Here is a 19,436-nt window from a genome sequence, read left to right on the forward strand (position 1 = left end):
GTCAACGGCAGGGTCAGAACAACTGACCCTGTGCGGGCGCCGTGGCCGGTCCCTCCAGGACCGGCACGGCCTCGCCCCCCTGCAGCCGCGCCGCCAAGCCGGACAAGCGGCTGGCATGCCGGCCCAACGCGGCCTGCAGTACGTCCGCACTGCCCAGTACATGCAGCGATTGCCGTGCCCGGGTCATGCCGGTGTAGACCAGCTCGCGGGACAACACGCGGTTGTCGCGACGTGGCAGCTGCAACCAGACCGCATCGAATTCAGACCCCTGCGCCTTGTGTACGGTCATCGCGAAGGCGCTTTCGTGCGCCGGCAGCGCGGCCGGATGGAAGGCGCGTGGGTGCTCGGCGGTGTCGCCCGGGAACCACGCCATCATGCTGCCCTCGGCGCTGCGCAGGCAGATCCCGATATCGCCGTTGAACAGGCGGTGGCGGTAGCTGTTTTCGGTGATCAGCAGCAGGCGGCCGTGGAAGTAGCCGGGGCCGACGCCTGGCCGTGCGGCGCCCGCCAACAACGCCTCGATCCGGGCGTTCAGGCCACGCGCACCCTGCGGGCCTTCGCGCAGGGCGGTGAGCAGGCGCAGGCGACCGGCATCGGCCAGTGCCTGCGCCGGGTCGGCGGCTTCGCCCAGCCTGCGCCAATGCGCCAGCAGGGCCTCGCGGTGCTGCTGCAGCGGATCGCCCTGGTCTTCGTGGAAGTGCACGCCCGCCAGTTGGCCACCCCGCAGCAGCTGCAGGGCCAAGCCACTGTCGCCTTCACGCACTGCAGCGGCCAACGGTGCCAGCGCCAGGTCATCGCTCTGCCGGTAACCGCGCTGCAGCTGCACGCGCCGCCCGGCGAAGGCCTGCGGCGGTGCCAGCGGTTGCAGCACGTCTTCGCGCAGCAGCGGGCGCAACGGCGCCACATCCTCGGCCTGGGTGCCCAGGCCATCACCACTGGCCTGCAGGATCGCGCTGAGCACATCGCCGGCTTCCACCGAGGGCAGCTGGTCCGGATCACCCAGCAACACTACGCGGGTGCCGGTGGCGATCGCATCGACCAGCTTGGCCATCAGCGGCAGGTCGATCATCGAGGCCTCGTCGACCACGATCACGTCATAGGCCAGCGGATTGTCGGCGTGGTGGCGGAAGCGTGGCGAATCGGGAATCACCCCGAGCAGCCGGTGCAGCGTGGTGCCGGTGCTGGGCATGGCATCGCACAGCCCCGCGTCGATGCCGACCAGGCGCAGCCGCTGCACCGCCTGGCGCAGGCTTTCGGCCATGCGCTCGGCGGCGCGGCCCGTGGGTGCCGCCAATGCCACCCGCGGCAGCGACTGGCCGGACTGCGCGGCCTGTGCGGCCAGCAGCACCAGCAGGCGCGCGATGGTGGTGGTCTTGCCGGTGCCGGGGCCGCCGGTGACCAGCACCAGCGGATGCCGCAATGCGATGGCCGCGGCCCGCGCCTGATGGTCGATGCCTTCGCGCGCCTGCGGGAACAGCTGGGCAAACAACGTGGCCAAGGCTGCCGGTTCCGCGGCAGGCAGCGGGTGCCCGGCGATGCGCTGCAGGCCCAGCGCCAGCCGACGCTCGTACTCGCGGTAGCGGCGCAGGTAGAGCAGGCCGTTCTCCAGCACCAACGGCGTATCGGCGGCCACGGCATCGGCGTGCGCGGGCTGATCAACCCAGTCCGACGCGCGCAGCTGCTGCAGCCAGAGGTCGGCATCGGGCCAATCGATGCCGGCGTCGACCAGGCGCTGTGGCTGGTGCGGATCCAGGCCGGCATGGCCCTGTGCAATTGCCAGCGAGGCCAGTGCAGCGGCCGCCAGCACGTTGTCCGGCGTCTGCGGCTGCAACCGACGCAGGCTCTGCGCCAGTGCGTGGTCCAGCGTGCGCAGGGCACCCTGGCGATACAGCGCGGTGAGCAGGCTCATGCTTCACCCCGCGCGCGTGCCACCAGCGCGGCATGTGCCTGGCCGCCACCGGCGAACAGCGCATCGAGCGCATCGACCAGCGCCGCATCGAAGCGGTGCGTGTACAGCCCCGGGGCCAGTGGATCGGTCGCATCCAGACCGCGGCAGAACAGGTAGCGGATGCCGCCCATATCGCGTTCGTAGTCGTACTGCGCGCCCAGCCGGAAGCGCAGCCAGCGGTGCAGGGCCACGGTGTAGATCAAGGCCTGCAGGTCGTACTCGCTGTGCTGCATGGCGCTCTTCAAACGGGCCGCGTCGTAGCCGGGCAGGCGGTTGGACTTGTAGTCGAGCACGTACCAGCGCCCGTGCTGCACGTAGGTGAGATCGATCTTGCCGGTCATCAGCCCTTCCAGCTGACGGCGCGTGCCGAAGCCATGGCGATCACGGACCAGCTCGTAGCGGTGCAGCAGCTGCAGCAACGCCGGCACCGCGGTGGGCTGCATGGCGAAGTGGAACTCGATCTCGGCGCGTCGCGCCTCCGGTGCCAGGCCATGCAAGGCACCGCCCTCGGGCAGCGGCACGGTCAATGTCTGCCCGACCAGCGGGGTCAGCACGGCCACGCCGTCCTCCAGATCCAGGTCGGCATAGCCTTCGCTGCGCAGCGATTCGCGCAGCACCTCGGCTTCCTCGCCGGGTGCCGTATCACCGGCGTGCCAATGCGCCCATTGTGCGAAGTCGGTGTTCTCCAGCGCATCGTGCAGCACGTTGCCGAAGCGGCTGCCCATGAAGCGGGGATCGATGTCGGCCGGAGCATCGGCCGCCGCCACCGGCGTCTCGGCCTCCAGCGCCAGCTCGGGGCCGGCCGGTTCGTCGGCGGCGGGCGCCGGCGCTTCGGTCGCCGCGGCATCGGTGTCATGGCCGGCATCGGCATGCGCCAGCTGGGTGAAACTGTAGACCCACCAGTCGTGCGGCACCCGTCGGGTCAGCGCGCGTACCGGCGGCAGCACGCCTTCGCGTTCCAGCGCCAACGCTGGCGGACGCTGTTCGGCCGGGCCTTCGATCACGGCGATGTCCGGGTGCGCACGCAGCGCGTCCAACCCGGCCAGCATCGGCGCCAGGCGGGTGCGTGCCATGCCGGCCAGGTCGCCCGCAGCAATCCACAGCGCGTGCTCGGCGCGGGTCAGCCCGACATAGAGCAGGCGCGCGTCTTCGGCCTGTTGCTCCTGCGCGGCACGGCTGGCGGCCTGGCTCCAGGCCTCGTCCTTGTCCAGTTTCCAGTGCAGCTCGCGGCGGCCGTTGGCATACACGGTGCAGTGCGCATCGGTATTCGGTGCGCCGCCATCGATGCCGATGAAGGGCAGGAACACCAGCGGGTATTCCAGCCCCTTGCTCTTGTGCAGGGTGATGATCTGCACGCGGCGCGCATCCGATTCCAGCCGCAGCAGCTGCTGCTCATCGTCCTGGTCGGCGTGCGCCATCTGTGCCTGCAGCCAATCCAGCAGGCCATGCATGCCCAGGGTCTGGCCCGCGGCCTGCTGCAGCAGCTCACCCAGCTGCAGATAGTTGGTCAGCCGGCGCTCGCCATCGAGCAGGCCCAGCAGGCGCTCGGCATGCTCGGCGCACAGATCGGCGATCACCGCGAACGGTCCGCCGCGCAGCCAGCGCTCGCGCCACAGCAGCAACAAGGTCTGGAAGCGGCGCTGCGGGTCGCCGTCGCGCTCCATCGCATCGATCGCGGCGGCGCTCTCGCCCAGCAGTACCGTCGACAACGCTGTGCGCAGGCGGCCCTCGTCGGCCGGTTGCAGCAACGCCAGCAGCAGCACCCGCAGCTCGCGCGCCTCGGCGGTGGCATACAGGCTCTGCTTGCCGGCGGCGACCGCCGGAATACCCACCACGCTCAGCGCCTGCTGGATCCGCGTGGCCTCGTGGTGACGGCGTACCAGCACTGCGATATCACCGGGCTGCACCGGTTTGCCCTGCAGCAGCGCGCGCCCCTGGCGGGCGTCGCCGAGCACCTGGTGGATGGCCGCCACGCAGGCGTCGGTGGCCTGCTGCCGCGACGGATCGGCCTTGAGCTCGGCACCGTCGGCGCTGCGCAGCAGGCGCAGCGTCACCCCGGGGGCGGGCGTGTCATCGCGCAGGTAATCCGCATCGCTGCGGGTGCTGCCCGGCAGCACCGGTTCAAAGCCGATATCCGCTTCCAGGAAGGCCTGTTCGCCGGCGTTGTCGTACAGCGCCTGCAGCGCACGCAGCACGCCGGGGCGCGAGCGGAAGTTGCGGTTCAACGCGGGCGCCGCGACGGCATCGCGCTTGGCCTTGAGGTAGGTGTGGATATCGCCACCGCGGAAGCCATAAATAGCCTGCTTGGGATCACCGATCAGGAACAGCGCCGGGGCCAGCCCGGCCGCGCGGGTTTCCGGCGAATCGCCGAACACGCGCTGGAAGATGCTCCACTGGCGGTCATCGGTGTCCTGGAATTCATCGACCAGCGCAATGCGGTACTGCGCGCGCAGCTGCTGCACCAGCGCGGCGCGGTGTGGGCCTTCCAGCGCGTCGGCCACGCCATCGATCAAATCATCATAGGTCTGCACCCGGCCCACCCGCTTGAGTTCGGCCAGGCGCGCACGCGCTTCCGCGCGCAACTGGTGCAGGAAGCCGACGGCCTGCGCGCGCTGCCATTGCGCCTGCGCATCGGCGGCATGCCACCAGCGTTGCAGCGCATCGAACAACGGCGACTGCGGGCACTGGCCCTGCTGGTCTTCCTTGCAGAAAGCCAGCAGCTGCACCGGCAGCAGCTTGCCCAGGTGGCCTTTGTCCTCACGCACCCACGCCAGGCGTTCGCGGCCGGCCAACAGCGCGTCGAAGGCCTTGTCGAAACTGGGCCGTTTGGCACGGCGACCATCGAACACCTTGCGATCGAAGGCGCTGGCGATCTGTGCCTGCGCCTCTTCGGTATGGGCGTCGATGGCGGCCCCCAGCTGTTCGGCAGCCGCCTGCAGCGTGGCGGCGAGATCCTCGCCGAGCGCTTCGCCACCGCCGTGTGTGGAGGGCGCCGGCACCAGCGGCAGCGGCTTGATCAACGCCGACAGGTCGCGCGCCAAAGCCTCCGGGCCGCCGCTCCAGAGCCGGGTCAGCGCCTCAACCGTGGCCGGGTCATTGGCATGTACCCGCCACAGGTCGGCGGCGAGCTGGTCGTGCAGTTCGCGTTCGCTGGGCAACAGCGTGGGTGGGTCGAAGGTATGCCCGCTTTCCAAGGCATGCTCGCGCAGCACCCGCGTGCAGAACCCATGGATGGTGAAGATGGCCGCCAGGTCGATCTCGTCGGCCGCGGTCTGCAACCGCCGCGCAAGCGCGGACGGGGTTTCCTCGCCGCGCGCCAGCTGGCGCTGCAGGATGTGGCGGGTGAGCAGCACGTCCGGGCCGTCGTCGGCGTGCGGCGCGCGCTCCACCAGCTGCGCGGCCAGCGCCAGGCGCTCGCGGATGCGCTTGCGCAGTTCCTGGGTGGCGGCATCGGTGAAGGTCACCGCCAGGATCTGGCCGATGCGCCAGCCCTGCTCCACCACCAGTCGGGTAAACAGCGTAGCCAGGGTGAAGGTCTTGCCGGTACCGGCGCTGGCCTCGATCAGCTGCACGCCTTCCAGCGGCAGCGCCAGGTAAGGATCGTCGAGTAGAACGGGGGCGCTCATGCGGCGGCTCCGTCATCGTGGAAGCCGCCGAATACGCGGCCCTCGCGTACGGCGCTGAACACCACGAAGCTGTTGTGCAGCAGTTGCTGGTAATGGCTTGGATCGGTGAACGGATCGCGCCCGCGCAGCGCCAGCTGGTACGCCGCTTCGCCGGCCTCGGCCCAGCGCCGGTCGCCGCCGTGCCACTGGCCGCGTGCTTCGGCCTCGCGCTTGGCGGCCGGCGCGTTGTAGATCGCCCAACCCGTGTACGGCGCGTACCACAGCGGCGCGCGCAGACCGTCCTCGCGCAGCTGCAGCAGCGCACGCAGGGCGGCCTTGGCCTGTGCCGGGGCAAGCGCGGGCAGAACGTGCGGGCCCAGCCCGGCATCGCCGCCATCATGGAACTGCACCAGTGGCAGCGCATCGCCGGCCGCGTTGGCCAGCAGCCAGTCCAGGCCATGACGGATCGCAGCCAGGCCATTGAGGCCACCCGGGCGCAGGCGCACGATGCCGTGCGGATGGATATCGTCCACCCGCCCATGCAGGCGCAGGCCGTCGATCTGGACCTCGTAACGGCGGCTGTCGGCGGCCGAGGCATCCATCCACTGCGCCAATGCCCGTGCATAGGGCCGGGTCTCGTCCTGCAATGCCTGGAACTGGCGTTCGCCCAGTGCGCCGGAGGGCAGCAGCGCACGGGCGCGCAGGCGCGGGTACAAGGGCGTGTCGTCGCCGTGCAGGGTCGCTTCGATCACGGCCTGCTGCAGCTGGCGCTGCTCGCGGCCGCGGCCAGCCATCACCAGCGGCTCCAGGTCATCGGCGCTGTCCAGGGCATCGGGCAGGCGCAGGCCGAGCCGCTGCGAAAGGAACTGCCCGGCCGGGTCGGACAGGAAGCGGCGCAGGCCATCCAGTGACAACTCCGGGTCCGGGCCGGGGTCCAGCGGCGGCAGTACCTGTTCGAACCAGGCCGGCGGCGCGCGCCGCGCACTGCCCAGACTTCCGGCGGCCGGGTACCACTGGCGCCGATAGCTGAAACGCCGCGGCTCGTCACCGCCACCGAAGGCCGCCGGCGAGAACGGCTGCAGCGCATGCCGTACGGTCAGCGCGCGCACCACGGCCGGTGGATCCTGGTGGTACTCGGCGGCGGCATCGATCAACTCGCTGACCAGCACCGAGGGTTCGCGCACGCTGCCATCGCGCGGATCCGCGCCGAGGTAGCTGAGATAGAACACGTCCTGCGCCGAGGCGAACAGCTGCAGGAACAGGAAGCGGTCATCCTCGCGCAGCGAGCGGTCGCCATGCCGGCGCTTGTCGGTGCCGAGCTCGGCGGTGAGCTGGTTGAGCCCGGCGGCGGGATCGCGGCGCGGAAAGTCGCCATCGTTGAGGCCGAGCACGCAGATCACCCGGAACGGCAACAGGCGCATCGGCACCATGCGCCCGAAGCTGACCCCGCCGGTGAGCAACGGCGCACGCGTGTCGGCCTCGGCCAGCACCCCGGCGAAATGCGCGCGCACCACTTCCGGCGGCACCGCGGCGTCGAAGCCGGCGCGCTCGGCGTCGCGGGCGAATTCGTTGACCAGCTTGCGCAGCCGTTCCAGCGCGCGCTGGCCGCTGGGCGCACTGGGCGGCTCCGGCAGCAGCGCCTCCAGCAATGCCAGCAGGCGCTGGCGCCAGTGCGCCGGGGTCAGGGCCTCGCCGAGCACACGCTGATAGCGCGCCAGCACGCGCAACAGGCGCAGCAGCCGGTCCAACGCATCCAGCGCACTGCCTTCCAGCTCCGGCCACGGCGCCACCCCGTCGATATCGCCATCGCCGCCACTGGCGTGGCCGAGCAGCAACCGGTCCAGCGCGAACTGCCAGGTGAACGCATCATCGCTCGGCGCCTGGTGCTGGGCGCGGTGGCTGGCGTCCAGGCCCCAGCGCGCGCCGGCTGCCTGCAGCCAGTCGTGCAGCCGGTCGAACGCGGCCGCATCCAGCCCGGCCGCTTCGGCCAGCGGGCCGCTGGCCAGCAGGTCCAGCACTTCGTTCAAGCCGAAGCGCGACACCGGCAGGCCCAGCAGGTGCACGAATACATCGGCCAGCGGTTCGCCGGCCAGCGGGCTGGTGTCGGCCAGCGCATAGGGAATGTGGTCATCGCCCCCGCTGCGGCCGCCGAACACCGCCTCCAGGTAGGGCACGTAGGGATCGATGTCCGGCGCCAGCACGGCGATGTCGCGGGCCTGCAGCGGCGGATCGAAGCGTGCGTCCTGCAGCAGCCCGCGCAGCTGGTCGTGCAGCACCTGCAGTTCGCGCAGGCGGGTGTGGCAGGCGTGCACCTGCAGGCTCGGGTCGTTGGTCAGCAGTGCGGGGCGCAGCATGCCGGAGGGCAACCCGCGACGGTGGAACAGGTCGCGCTGCAGGCGGTGCAGCAGGCTGTCGGACAAGCCGCCGTGTTCCAGGGTAGGGCGAACATCGTCTTCGGGATCGTCGTAAGCGGCGATCTCCCCGGAGGGGTGCACCACTTCATAGCTGCCCAGCACCGCCATGAAATCGCGCCCGGCCGCGCCCCACGCCTGCAGCAGCCGGTTCTCGCCCGCCGCTTCACCGAACGGGTCGGCAGCGCCGCTGCGCAGTTTCTCGGCCAGCGTCTGCAGGTCGCCCCAGTACGCCTGGGTGGGGGTGGGCAGGTAGAAATGCAGGGTGCCCACCCGCGCCTGGGTGGCCACCACACGCAGCACGTCCGGGGAGACGTTCAAGGTGGCGAAGGCGAACATGCGCGGTGGCAGCCCCTGCGGCAACGGCCGGCCAGCCCCTTCGAAGCGTTCCAGGTAGGCGTGGATGCGCCGCGCCCGGTACTGGTGCCCGCTGGCGATATGCCGCCACAGGATCGCCTGCGGGTCCTGCGCATCGGCACCGGCCTCCCAGCGCAGCAGCCAGTCGCGGCGCCAGGCCTGGTACTTCTCGAACACCGCCGCCAGCTCACCGGCCAGCGCCCACGGCTTGAGCGGATCGTGCACGGACAGGTAGCTGTGCAGCGCACCCAGCGCCGGCTGGGCCATCAGCGCCGGGTCGGTCAGCGCCGCGTACAGCCGCCAGCGCAGCGCCGCCGCGGTGAGGTCGTCGTGCTCGCCCGGCACATTGGCGTTCAGCGCGCGGGCCACCAGCTCACCGGGGGTGAGGAATTCCAGATTGGCGGCAATGCCATACTCAGCCGCCAGGGTGGACTGCAGCCAGCGGCGCATCGCCACCTGCGGGATCAGCACCACCTCCGGCACCAGAATCGACTGCCCGGCCACCGGCTCGCGCACCGTGCGGGCCAGCAGCGCGGCCAGGACGTCGAGCGAATTGGAGTGGTACAGGCGGAAATCGGCAACAGCGTCGGTCATTGTCACAGTGTGCCGCAGCGGCCGTCCATCCCGTAGCTGGACGTACTGTCGGCGGGTCGAAAACGTCGATGCCGGCGGCCGACACGGTGTGTTGCGGCCCCGGCCAGCGGCGATCCGCGGCGGCCATGCCAGAATACTGCACGGTCCAGTTCGCTTATGTTCAGCCGTTCACCACGATCTTACAACGTTGGAATTTTGTTAATGGCGTCCATGACGGCTTCCGAAGAAAGTCTGGTGCAGTTGTCCAACGTGCGTATCGATCGCGGCGGTCGTACGATCCTGCGCGACGTTTCGCTGTCGGTCCCGCGCGGCAGCATCACCGCCGTGCTGGGCCCGTCGGGCAGCGGCAAGTCGACCCTGCTGGCGGCGCTGACCGGCGAACTGCGCCCGGCCGCCGGCGATGTCACCCTGTTCGGCAAGCCCATCCCCACCGGCGCCAGTGCGCTGCTGGAGATGCGCAAGAGCGTGGGCGTGCTGCTGCAGGGCAATGGCCTGCTCACCGACCTCACCGTGGCCGAGAACGTCGCCCTGCCGCTGCGCACGCATACCCGCCTGCCCACCGCGGTGCTGCGCCGGCTGGTACAGATGAAGCTGCACGCGGTGGGCCTGCTGGCCGTCGCCGATGCCTGGCCGCGCGAGCTGTCTGGCGGCATGGCGCGCCGGGTCGCGCTGGCCCGCGCGCTGGCCCTGGACCCGCCGCTGATGATCTACGACGAGCCGCTGACCGGGCTGGACCCGATCGCCTCTGGCGTGATCATGAGCCTGATCCAGCGCCTCAACCACAGCCTGGGGCTGACCAGCATCATCGTCAGCCACCATGTGCACGAGACCCTGCCGATCTGCGACCAGGTGATCGCGATCGCCAACGGCGGCGTGGTCTTCCAGGGCAGCCCGGCCGAACTGGATGCCAGCCAGGACCCGCTGCTGCGCCAGTTCCTGCACGGGCAGCCGGATGGCCCGATCGCATTCGATGCCGCGCCCCGCGCGAAGGTGGCCTGATGCCGTTCGTTGAGGCTACCCGCTCGCTGGGCCGCGCCGGCCTGTTCTCGCTGACGGTGCTGCGCGGCTCACTGCCGACCGCCGACTTCCTGGCCGAGCTCACACGCGAAATCTACAAGATCGGCGCGCGTTCGCTGCCGATCATCGCTGTTGGCGGCGCGTTCGTCGGCCTTGTGTTGACCCTGCAGGGCTACCGCACGCTTACCACCTTCGGCGCGGCCGATGCGCTGTCCACCCTGCTCGGGCTGTCGCTGTACCGCGAACTGGCCCCGGTGCTGACCGCGTTGCTGTTCATCGGCCGCGCCGGCAGCTCGATCGCCGCCGAACTGGGGCTGATGCGCGCCACCGACCAGATCAAGGCGCTGGAGCTGATGGCGATCGACCCGATCGCCAAGGTGGTGGCGCCGCGCTTCTGGGCGGCCGTGCTGACCGTGCCGCTGCTGACCGGCATCTTCTGCTCGCTGGCGATCAGTGCCAGCTACTTCGAGGCCGTGCATGTGCTCGGCCTGGACAACGGGGTGTTCTGGTCGGCGCTGAGCAACAGCGTGGACTTCTGGGACGACTTCGGCGTGGCGATGCTGAAGTCGGCGATCTTCGGCGGTACCGCCGCGCTGGTGGCCTCCTATGTCGGTTTCCATGCCGAGCCGACCATCGAAGGCACCTCGGTGGCCACCACCCGCGCGGTGGTCAACGCCTCGCTGCTGGTGCTGATGTTCAACTTCGTGCTGTCGGCAATGATGTTCACCTAGGTACCCGCCATTGGCGGGTACGCATGACGGCTACGCAATGAAACCCGCTCCGGCACACCCGCCGGGGCACCTGACAAAAGAACAGTGAGAAACCCATGGCCATCCGCGGTCCCAGACTAGAATTTTCCGTCGGCGCGTTCCTGCTGCTGGCGCTGGCCTCGCTGCTGGTGCTCGCCGTGGCCTCCACCAACCAGCGGTGGGGCCTGGGCAGCGACGGCTACGAGCTCAAGGCACGCTTCACCCAGATCGGCCAGCTGCGCAAGCAGGCCCCGGTCAAGATCGGCGGCGTCACGATCGGCCAGGTTGCCGCGATCGAGCTGGACCCAACCAAGTTCGACTCCATCGTCACCCTGAAGCTGGACGGCAAGTTCAAGGACCTGCCAGCCGACACCTCCGCAGGCATATTCACCAGCGGTTTGCTCGGTGAGAGCTATATCGGACTGCAGCCGGGCGGTGATCCGGACGTGCTCAAGTCCGGCGACGAAATCGTCTTCACCCAGCCGGCGGTGGACCTGCTGCAGCTGGTCGGCAAATACATGTTCAGCGGCCCGGCCAATACCGGCGGCGCTGCCCCCCAAGATGGCAACGGCGCCGCAGCGCCTGCAAAGGAACCGCAACCATGAACAACAAACTGATCCCGGCCCTGCTCGCCACGGCCCTGCTCGCCAGCCTGCCCGTGTTGGGTTTCGCCCAGGCCGCGCCGGCCGCCGCCTCGGCCCAGCAGGGCCAGGCCAGCAAGGTGGTGCTCGATGCCAGCACCCGCATCCTGGCCACCCTGCAGCAGCGCCGCGCGGAGTTCCGCAGCAACCCCACCGCGCTGCGCAGCTACATCAACGGCGAGCTCACCAAGACCTTCGACCGTGACTATGCCGCCCGCCTGGTGCTGGGCATCCATGGCCGCGGCGCGTCCGATGCCGACGTCAAGCTGTTCGCCGACGCGATGGCCGACAACCTGATGCAGCGCTACGGTTCGGCCCTGCTCGACATCCAGGGCAAGCCCAGCTTCCGCCTGAAGTCCGAGCAGCCGCTGCCGGGCAACCGCGGCATGAAGGTGTCCACCGAACTGGTCCGTGCCGGCAGCGAAGCCACCCCGGTGGAGTACCTGATGCGCAACACCAACGGCCAGTGGAAGATCTTCGATGTGATGATCGAAGGCATCTCCTACGTGCAGACCTTCAAGACCCAGTTCGATGCCCCGCTGCGCCAGAAGTCGATCCAGCAGGTGGCCACCGAACTGCGCAACGGCAGCATGCAGGCCGCCCCGAGTGGCAAGTAACCCGGCCAGCATCAACCGCCAGGGCACGTCGCTGCTGTTCAGCGGCGTGCTGGATCGCGCCGCGGTCAGTGCGTTGTGGAAACCCCTGCAGGCGCTGGACGGCGTGCAGGTACTGGACCTGACCGGCGTGCCGCGGATCGACAGCGCCGGGCTGGCGCTGCTGGCCGAACTGGCCGCGCAGCTGCGTGCAAAAGGCGTCACCGCACACTTCAACGGCAGCCCTGCCGGCTTCAACGAACTCAGTGCCGCCTACCGGCTGGCACCGACCCTGGATTTCAATGCCCCCACTGCGGCGAGCTGACATGAACGTCATACGCACCCTTCCCCTCCTTGTGCTGGCCACCGCACTGACCGCCTGCGCCGGCAAGCCCGCACGCGAGGCCGCACCGGCCAGCGTGGCCGTGGCCGACGCACCGGCCGCCAGCGACAGCATCGACACCCCGATGGATGCCGTTGCCGCACCGACCGACCGCGTCGCCCCGGCGCCGGTTGCCACGGACAGCCCTACGCCGGTGGCAGCCGCGACCGGCACCGAGACCGCGCCGACCGACGCCGAAGACGACTTCGCCGCCCTGTACGGTGGCCCGGCGCCGAGTGCCGACGGCAGCGAACCGGCGCGCCCGGCCTACGATCCGTGGGAACCGTTCAACCGCAAGGTGCACAGCTTCAACAATGTGGTCGACCGCGCCGTCGCCCGTCCGTTGGCTACCGCCTACACCAAGGTGGTGCCGCGCTTCGCCCGGACCGGCGTGAGCAACTTCTTCAGCAACCTGCGCGCCCCGGTGACCATCACCAACCAGCTGCTGCAGGGTCGCCCGGCCGATGCCTGGGACAGCCTGGGCCGCTTCGTCATGAACTCCACGCTGGGCCTGGGTGGCTTGTTCGACCCGGCCAGCAAGGCGCTGGTGCCGCGCCGCAGTGAAGACTTCGGCCAGACCCTGGGTGCCTGGGGCTGGCGCGGTTCGCGTTACGTGGAACTGCCGTTCTTCGGCCCGCGTACCGTGCGCGACGTGTTCGGCCTGGCCGGCGATATTCCGCTGTCGCCGATCCGCACGATCGAAGAAGACAAGATCCGCATCGGCCTGCAGGGCCTGCAGCTGGTGGACATGCGCAGCCAGCTGATGGCGCTGGATGACATCCGCGACAACGCCGTGGACGAGTACGCGTTGACCCGCGATGCCTGGCTGCAGCGCCGCAACTACCAGATCGAGAACGACCTGCGCGACAAGCACACACGCGGCAAGGACGCCGACGACACCGCACCGATTCCGGTCGATGCGATGCCCATGCCGACCTGGGGCAATTGAGCAAAAAGAAACCCCGCCTTGGCGGGGTTTCTTTTTTGCTTCGTCCCGGCAGCGTCGGGGGTGGATCAGAGCTGCTTGTCCAGACTGATCTGCACCCCGTGGTCGCGGTCGTCGCCACTGCCCACCAACCCGCGATAGTCCACGCGCAGGCCCCAGGCACGTCCGAAGTCGAACATCACCCCGGCGCCCAGCATCCAGCGGCTGCGGTCGAAGCCGTCCAGCGTGGTGTTGTAGAACGGCACTCCCACCAGGTCGGCGTACTGCATCGTCGCGGTGCCGCTGCCGGTGAAGTCGTGCTGGTACTCCACCCGCAGCTGCGGGGTCCAGTTGCCCCACCCTGCCGTCTGTCGCACTTCGATGCGCAGGCCGGCGTTGCCGGTGCTGGTGTCCACGTCCTGGTCGCCGTAGCGCAGTGCGAACAGATCACTGCCCTGCTCCACGTAGCGGTCCAGCGTGCCCCGCGCCGCATCCAGGCGCGCATACGGGGTGAACTGCCAGTTGCCGCGGGCGAGGTCGGCGCCGAAGGCCACCGATGCCAGCCACTGGTGGCCATCACGGCGGGCGTGGACGAAGCTGCCATCGCTGGTGACATAGCGGCGCAGGTCGTAATCGATCAACTGGTGACCCACCAGCGCATCCACGAACAGGTGCTGGCCCGGGCTGTAGCTGCCGTACAACGCCAGCGTGTAGGCCTGGCCATCGCTGCGGCTGCCGTTCTCACCCACGTCGGTGCGGTCGCGGCCGTAGCCCAGGCCGGCGCCGAGCGCGAGACCATCGCTGACCCGCAGGTCGGTGCCCAGGGTGACGCCATCGGTCTGGAAGTCGGTGCCGGCACGACGGCCGCCATCGGTACGTCCGGAGCGGATCGCCCCGCCCACCCAGAAGCCGAGCGGTGCCTGCGACGGCTCGGCCGAAGACATCGGTGCCTCCAGCCCCGGTTCGCGATCGAACGGCTGGCGACGCTGCGCATCGCACCCGGCGCCGGGCAGCGTGCCCACGGCCGGTTCGCAACGCTGTGCCCCGTAGGCCAGGCTCACATTGTTGCTGAAGCCATTGCTGCGGCTGGCCCCATGCAGGCGCTGCATGCGCTGCTGGAAGTTGTCGATCTGCGAGGAGGCGAAGCGACGGGCCGCATCGGTCTGTGCCGACAGCAGACCGCGCACTTCCGGGTCGCGGGTCGGGTCCGGGCGCTGCGCGATCTGCACCGTGTAGTCGCGCTTGCCGGTGAAGCCCAGCGCGTCCGTGGCGGTCACCGTGAAGGCAAAGCCACCGGCAGCGGTCGGCGTCCCGGTCAACGCACCGGACGTGGCCAGCGCCAGACCGCCCGGCAATGCGCCGGTGGTCACCGCGTAGGTGTAGGGCGCGGTGCCGCCGGCGGCCGTCAGCGTCTGCTGGTAGGCATTGGCAAACAGGCCGGCCGGCAGCGTGGCCGGGGTCAGGGTCAGCACCGGCGCCGCCACGTTCACGCTGTAGGCCTGGCTGGCCGTGCCAGTGGTACCGGCCGTGCTGTCGGTAACGGTCACGCCGAAGCTGAAGCTGCCCGCCGCGGTCGGCGTACCGGACACACGGCCCGTGGCCGCCTCCAGCACCAGCCCGGCCGGCAAGGCACCGGAACTGACCGCGAAGGTGTACGGGGCCACGCCACCTGCGGCAGTGAACGCCACCTGGTAGGCACTGCCCGCCGTGGTCGCCGGCAACACGCCGGCCACCGGGCTCAGGCTCACGCTGGGCGCGGCGACCTGCAGCGTGTAGTTCTGCGCCACGCTGGCCGGCGTGCCGCCGGTGCTGTCGGTGATGGTGACCGTCAGCGCGAACGTGCCGGACTGCGTCGGTGTACCCGACAGCGTGCCGGTGCTGCCATCGAAGGCCAGCCCCGCCGGCAGTGCGCCACTCAGCACCTGGCTGTAAGGCGCGGTACCGCCGCTGGCGGTGATCACCTGCTGGTAGGCGCTGCCGGCCGTGGCCGACGGCAAGGTTGCCGGTGTCACCACCAGCACCGCGCTGCCGACGGTGAGCGTGAATGCCTGCCCGACGGTGAACGGCCCGTTGCCGGTGCTGCTGTCGGAGGCGGAAGCGTTCAAGGTGAACGAACCCGCTTGGGTCGGCGTACCGCTGACGGTAACGCTGTTGGCGGTGGTGGCGGTAATCGCCACGCCCGCCGGCAGACCGGTCACCTGATGGCCGGTGAACGGCAGGCTGCCACCGGACCAGGTGAAGGTCTGGCTGTAGCTGGTACCGGCTACGGCACTGAAGACACCGCTGGCGGACACGCTGATGGTCGGGTTGCCAACCGTGATGGTGACCGTGCCCGGCGCCGAGGTACCGCTGCCGTTGGTGGCGGTGTAGGTGAAGCTGTCAGCGCCGGCATGACCGGCAGTGGGCTGATAGCTGAGGGTGGTGGCGCCGGTCACCAGCACGGTGCCGTGCGCAGGCGCCGTCGCCACGGCTACCGAACTGGCCGCACCACCAGACAGGCTCAGCATGACCGGTACTGCCGCGCTGCCATAGGCGACCGAAAGCACGCTGGTGCCGGCTATCGGCGTTGCATCCGAGACGGTGATCGCAGCAGGCACGGACGACGTGTAGGGCCCGCTGCCGGTACTGCTGTCGGTGGCGGTCACGATGAAGTTGAAGGTTCCCAGCGCCGTCGGCGTACCGCTGATCACACCCAGCGACGACAAGCTCAGCCCAGCCGGCAGCGCACCTGCGGCGATCGTGTAGGCATACGGGGCGGTGCCACCACTGGCCGGCCCAACGCTGCCCGTATATGCCTGCCCGAGCGTTGCGCCGGGCAGCGCAGGTGCAGGAAGTGACACTGTGGGCGTGGCCACATTCACCGAATAGGCCCGTGCGGCGTTGTTGGGGCCAGGGATGGTGCTGCTGTCGGTCGCCCTCACGGTGAAGTTGAACGTGCCACCCGCGGTGGGCGTACCGGCCAGTACACCGGAGGCACTCAGGCTCAGACCCGTCGGCAGGATGCCCGTCGTGATCGCATAGGTGTACGGGGCAGTGCCGCCGGTGGCCGTCACCGTCTGGCTGTACGCGGTTGCCACGGTGCCTGCCGGCAACGTGGTCGGTGTCACCCCCATCTGCTGGTCGTCATTGAGAATGGTGATGGTGCTCTGCGGATCGGCCAGCGTGGCGTTTGCCGCGCCGGTCAGATTCACCACGAAGGTCTCGTCGGTTTCCGGCAGGGAATCGCCATTCACCAGCACCGCCAGGGTCTGCGTGAGCGCACCCGGGGCGAAGGTAAGCGTACCGCTGGCGGCGGTGTAGTCCGTCGGCGCGGTGGCCGTGCCATCGGCGGAGGCGTAGTTCACCGTGACGGTCTGCGCACTGGCCGCCGACAGGGTGACAGTCAGCGTTGCCGTGGTGGTACCGGCGTTGCCTTCGATCACCGAGACATCGTTGATGGACAGGCTGGGCACCGGATCATCATTGAGGATCGTGCCCAGGCCCTGCCCATCCGCGACGGTGGCGCCGCTGACATTGCCGACGTTGACGAAGAACGTCTCATTGGGCTCGTTCAACGTGTCGCCGCTGACCTGCACGTTGACCGTTGTACTGGTGCTGCCTGCCGGAATGATCTGCCCGGTCAGGGCCAGTGCGGAATAGTCGGCACCGGCGATGGTGGCGGTGCCGTCGGCGGTGGCGATATCGAAACTCACCCCGCCCGGGCCGGCCGGTGCGCTGAGACTGACCGTGAAGGTAAACAGGGTGACGCCCGCATTGCCCTCGTTGGCACTGACGTCGCTGACGCTCAGCGCCGGCAGGTCGTCATCGCGGATCGTACCGGTCGCCGATGCGGGGGCGCCGACCGTGTAGCCAGCACCGGCGGCCAGGGTAAGCACTACCGTTTCATCGGCTTCCACCGTGCTGTCTGCGGTGGGCGTGACGGTGACGGTGCCTGTGGTGGCGCCGGCGGCGATCACCAGCGGTGACACCACCGCGGCGTAGTCCGAGCCACTGGTGGCGGTGCCGCTCACGATGAAGCCCACCGATACCGGCGTCAGACTGGCCTGGTTGAGGGTCACGGTGTAGACCAGCGGGCTGCCGCTGTCTTCATTCACGCTTGCCGGCGCCACGGCGATGCTGGCCGAGGGCACGTCATCGTTGAGGATCGTACCGGTAGCGCTGGCCGGGGCACCCACGGTGTATCCGGCGCCCGCGGCGACGGTCAGGATCACCGTCTCGTCCGCCTCCACCAGCGCATCGGCGGTCGGATTGATGATGACGGTGGTGGTGGTGGCACCGGCAGGAATGCTCGCGGTGGCCACACCGCCGGTGTAGTCCGTGCCGCTGGTCGCGGTGCCGGTAGTGGTCAGGTTGACCACCGTGGCCGAGGCCAGGTTGAGGCTGCGGGTAAGCGTGTAGACCAGGTTGGTCGCGCCGTCTTCACTGACACTGGCCGGGGCCACCGCGATGCTCACCGACGGTGCCGCACTGACGGTCAGGGTGAAGTTCTCCACTTCGAAATAGCTGCCGCTGCCGGTGCTGCTGTCGGTCACCCGTATCGTGAGCGGATAGCTGGCCGGCGCGGCACTGGTGGTGCCGCTGATCAACCCGCCATTGCTGAGCGTCAGGCCCGCCGGCAGCGTGCCGGTTTCCACCGCGAAGATGTACGGAGCGACGCCGCCGTTGACCGCCAGCGTCTCGGAGAACGCAATGCTCTGGATGGCCGTGGCCGACGCCGAGGTCAGCGACAAGCTGGGGTTCTGCACCGTGCCACTGTAGGTCTTGTCGACCGTGGCCGAGGTGCTGTCGGTGGCGCGTACGCTGACGGTGTAGGCACCGCGCACGGTGGGTGCACCGCCGAACGTGCCCGCAGTGAAGGTCATGCCAGGCGGCAAGGTGCCGCCCACCAGTGTGTAGGTGTAAGGACCGGTACCGCCGGTGGCGCTGAGCGAGGTCGACACCGGGCTGCCGGCGGTCAGGGTCGGCAGCGCCGCAGGGGCCACCACGATGCTCGAGTTGGCCGGGGTGATGGTGATCGTGACCCGCACCGCGCCGCCGTTGCCGGAGGCTTCACCGTCGGTGAACTCGAACGCGTCGGTGGTGGTGGCGCTGCCGTCATGTCCGTAATCAACGTACCAGCGGGTGCCCGCCACACGCAGGTTGGCCGTGCCATGCAGCGGTAGCGCAGGGCCATCCACTGGACCAAGGCCGAAGAAGGCCGGCCCTGCCGCGCAGTCGGTGATCTCGATCGATACCGTGCCGCCGTTGGCCACGGTGGCGTTTTTTGCCGCACACACCGGCGAGGTGTGCGCGGCCCACGCGGCACCGGGCCAGCACAGTGCGGCGAAAAACAGGAATGCGGAGTACGCGAAAAGACGCGCGATGCGCGTGCGGATACGGAATGCCATGACCTTTCCCCCTTGGAAAGAATCCACCTGGATGCAAAACAACATCGAGGTGCGCGTCCCATGCCGGCTGTCCCGGAAGCTTGCTGCCCCCGTCCTTCCCTGACCTCGCCAGCGGCAGGCATTCCACGCCTCCCCCCTTGGCGCCATTGGAACAGAGTCGTCGGGGCGAGGGAAGGGCCCTGGGGAGGGGCTTGTGAACATCCTGAATGGCGTTCAGAGTATGCCCGCGCCAGTCCGGCGCCTACGCTCAGCATCCAAGGGGGATCAGATGAGCGAGTATTTCCTCGGCCAGATCATGATGGCCGGCTTCAGTTTTGCGCCTCGCGGTTTCGCACAATGCAACGGGCAGCTGTTGCCCATCCAGCAGAACGCCGCGCTGTTTACCCTGCTGGGCACCCAGTACGGCGGCAACGGCTCAACGAACTTCCAGCTCCCCGATCTTCGCGGCCGGGCACCGGTGGCATACGGCAATTCCGTGGATGCGAGCTGGCAGCCACCCGCCACATTGATCGGGCAATCCGCCGGCGTCGAGAACGTCACGCTGCTGGCAAACCAGCTGCCGCCGCATGGGCATCAGGTGATGGGCGTGGCGGCTCCGGGCGACAACCGCAACCCCAGCAGCCGCGCGTTTGCCGGTACCAACGGGGGCGTCAAGTTCTACGCCACCCAGGGCGGTACCGAGGTGCTGCAGGCGCCCGGCTCGGTGGCACCGGCAGGCGGCAATACACCGCACCCGAACATGCAGCCCTACACCACGCTGAACTTCTGCATCGCCCTGACCGGCATCTTCCCGCCGCGCAACTGATCGTATTGCGCAGGGCCGGTGG

At 69.3% G+C, this 19,436-nt stretch carries 11 protein-coding genes; 7 read left to right on the plus strand and 4 right to left on the minus strand.

Features of this window, described 5'->3' with window-relative positions; genetic code table 11:
- Positions 1-13 precede the first annotated feature (13 nt).
- Genes recD through recC form a run of 3 tightly spaced genes read right to left on the minus strand, consistent with a single transcriptional unit; the run spans position 14 to position 8,915 of the window.
- Positions 14-1,909 carry an exodeoxyribonuclease V subunit alpha gene (gene recD, locus AC3IPM_RS19405; RefSeq protein WP_489301856.1) on the minus strand — a complete coding sequence of 632 codons (1,896 nt, stop codon included), beginning with the start codon at positions 1,907-1,909 and terminating at the stop codon, positions 14-16.
- The gene (gene recB / locus AC3IPM_RS19410; RefSeq protein WP_489301857.1) at positions 1,906-5,574 is read right to left on the minus strand and encodes an exodeoxyribonuclease V subunit beta; all 3,669 of its coding nucleotides are present in this window, start codon (positions 5,572-5,574) and stop codon (positions 1,906-1,908) included. The genes recD and recB overlap by 4 nt, the downstream gene beginning before the upstream one ends.
- Positions 5,571-8,915 (minus strand): exodeoxyribonuclease V subunit gamma, encoded by a 3,345-nt coding sequence (gene recC, locus AC3IPM_RS19415; protein ID WP_489301858.1) that lies wholly within the window; start codon positions 8,913-8,915, stop codon positions 5,571-5,573. The genes recB and recC overlap by 4 nt, the downstream gene beginning before the upstream one ends.
- Positions 8,916-9,125: 210 nt before the next feature.
- On the opposite strand from recC, the gene AC3IPM_RS19420 reads away from it, so the two are divergent.
- The 6 genes from AC3IPM_RS19420 to AC3IPM_RS19445 all read left to right on the plus strand — a co-directional run bounded on the left by AC3IPM_RS19420 (position 9,126) and on the right by AC3IPM_RS19445 (position 13,246).
- Complete coding sequence (locus tag AC3IPM_RS19420; protein ID WP_489301859.1) at positions 9,126-9,914, plus strand: ABC transporter ATP-binding protein; 789 nt, start codon at positions 9,126-9,128, stop codon at positions 9,912-9,914.
- Positions 9,914-10,663, plus strand: coding sequence for an MlaE family lipid ABC transporter permease subunit (locus tag AC3IPM_RS19425; RefSeq protein ID WP_489301860.1), 750 nt, complete (start codon positions 9,914-9,916; stop codon positions 10,661-10,663). The genes AC3IPM_RS19420 and AC3IPM_RS19425 overlap by 1 nt, the downstream gene beginning before the upstream one ends.
- Before the next feature lie 95 nt (positions 10,664-10,758).
- Positions 10,759-11,286 carry an outer membrane lipid asymmetry maintenance protein MlaD gene (gene mlaD / locus AC3IPM_RS19430; RefSeq protein WP_489301861.1) on the plus strand — a complete coding sequence of 176 codons (528 nt, stop codon included), beginning with the start codon at positions 10,759-10,761 and terminating at the stop codon, positions 11,284-11,286.
- Complete coding sequence (locus AC3IPM_RS19435; protein ID WP_489301862.1) at positions 11,283-11,939, plus strand: MlaC/ttg2D family ABC transporter substrate-binding protein; 657 nt, start codon at positions 11,283-11,285, stop codon at positions 11,937-11,939. Before mlaD ends, AC3IPM_RS19435 begins: the two co-directional genes overlap by 4 nt.
- On the plus strand, positions 11,929-12,240 hold the full coding sequence (locus AC3IPM_RS19440) for an STAS domain-containing protein (protein ID WP_489301863.1): 312 nt from the start codon (positions 11,929-11,931) through the stop codon (positions 12,238-12,240). Before AC3IPM_RS19435 ends, AC3IPM_RS19440 begins: the two co-directional genes overlap by 11 nt.
- Before the next feature lies 1 nt (position 12,241).
- Entirely contained in the window at positions 12,242-13,246 is a 1,005-nt protein-coding gene (locus tag AC3IPM_RS19445) for an MlaA family lipoprotein (protein ID WP_489301864.1), read from the plus strand.
- A gap of 65 nt (positions 13,247-13,311) precedes the next feature.
- On the opposite strand, the gene AC3IPM_RS19450 is transcribed toward AC3IPM_RS19445, so the two are convergent.
- Complete coding sequence (locus AC3IPM_RS19450; protein ID WP_489301865.1) at positions 13,312-18,609, minus strand: putative Ig domain-containing protein; 5,298 nt, start codon at positions 18,607-18,609, stop codon at positions 13,312-13,314.
- Positions 18,610-18,877: 268 nt separating this feature from the next.
- Here AC3IPM_RS19450 and AC3IPM_RS19455 point away from each other — a divergent pair, with 268 nt between their 5' ends.
- Positions 18,878-19,414, plus strand: coding sequence for a phage tail protein (locus AC3IPM_RS19455; protein ID WP_489304222.1), 537 nt, complete (start codon positions 18,878-18,880; stop codon positions 19,412-19,414).
- Positions 19,415-19,436 lie beyond the last annotated feature (22 nt).

Source organism: Stenotrophomonas sp. GL_111, from assembly GCF_057835245.1.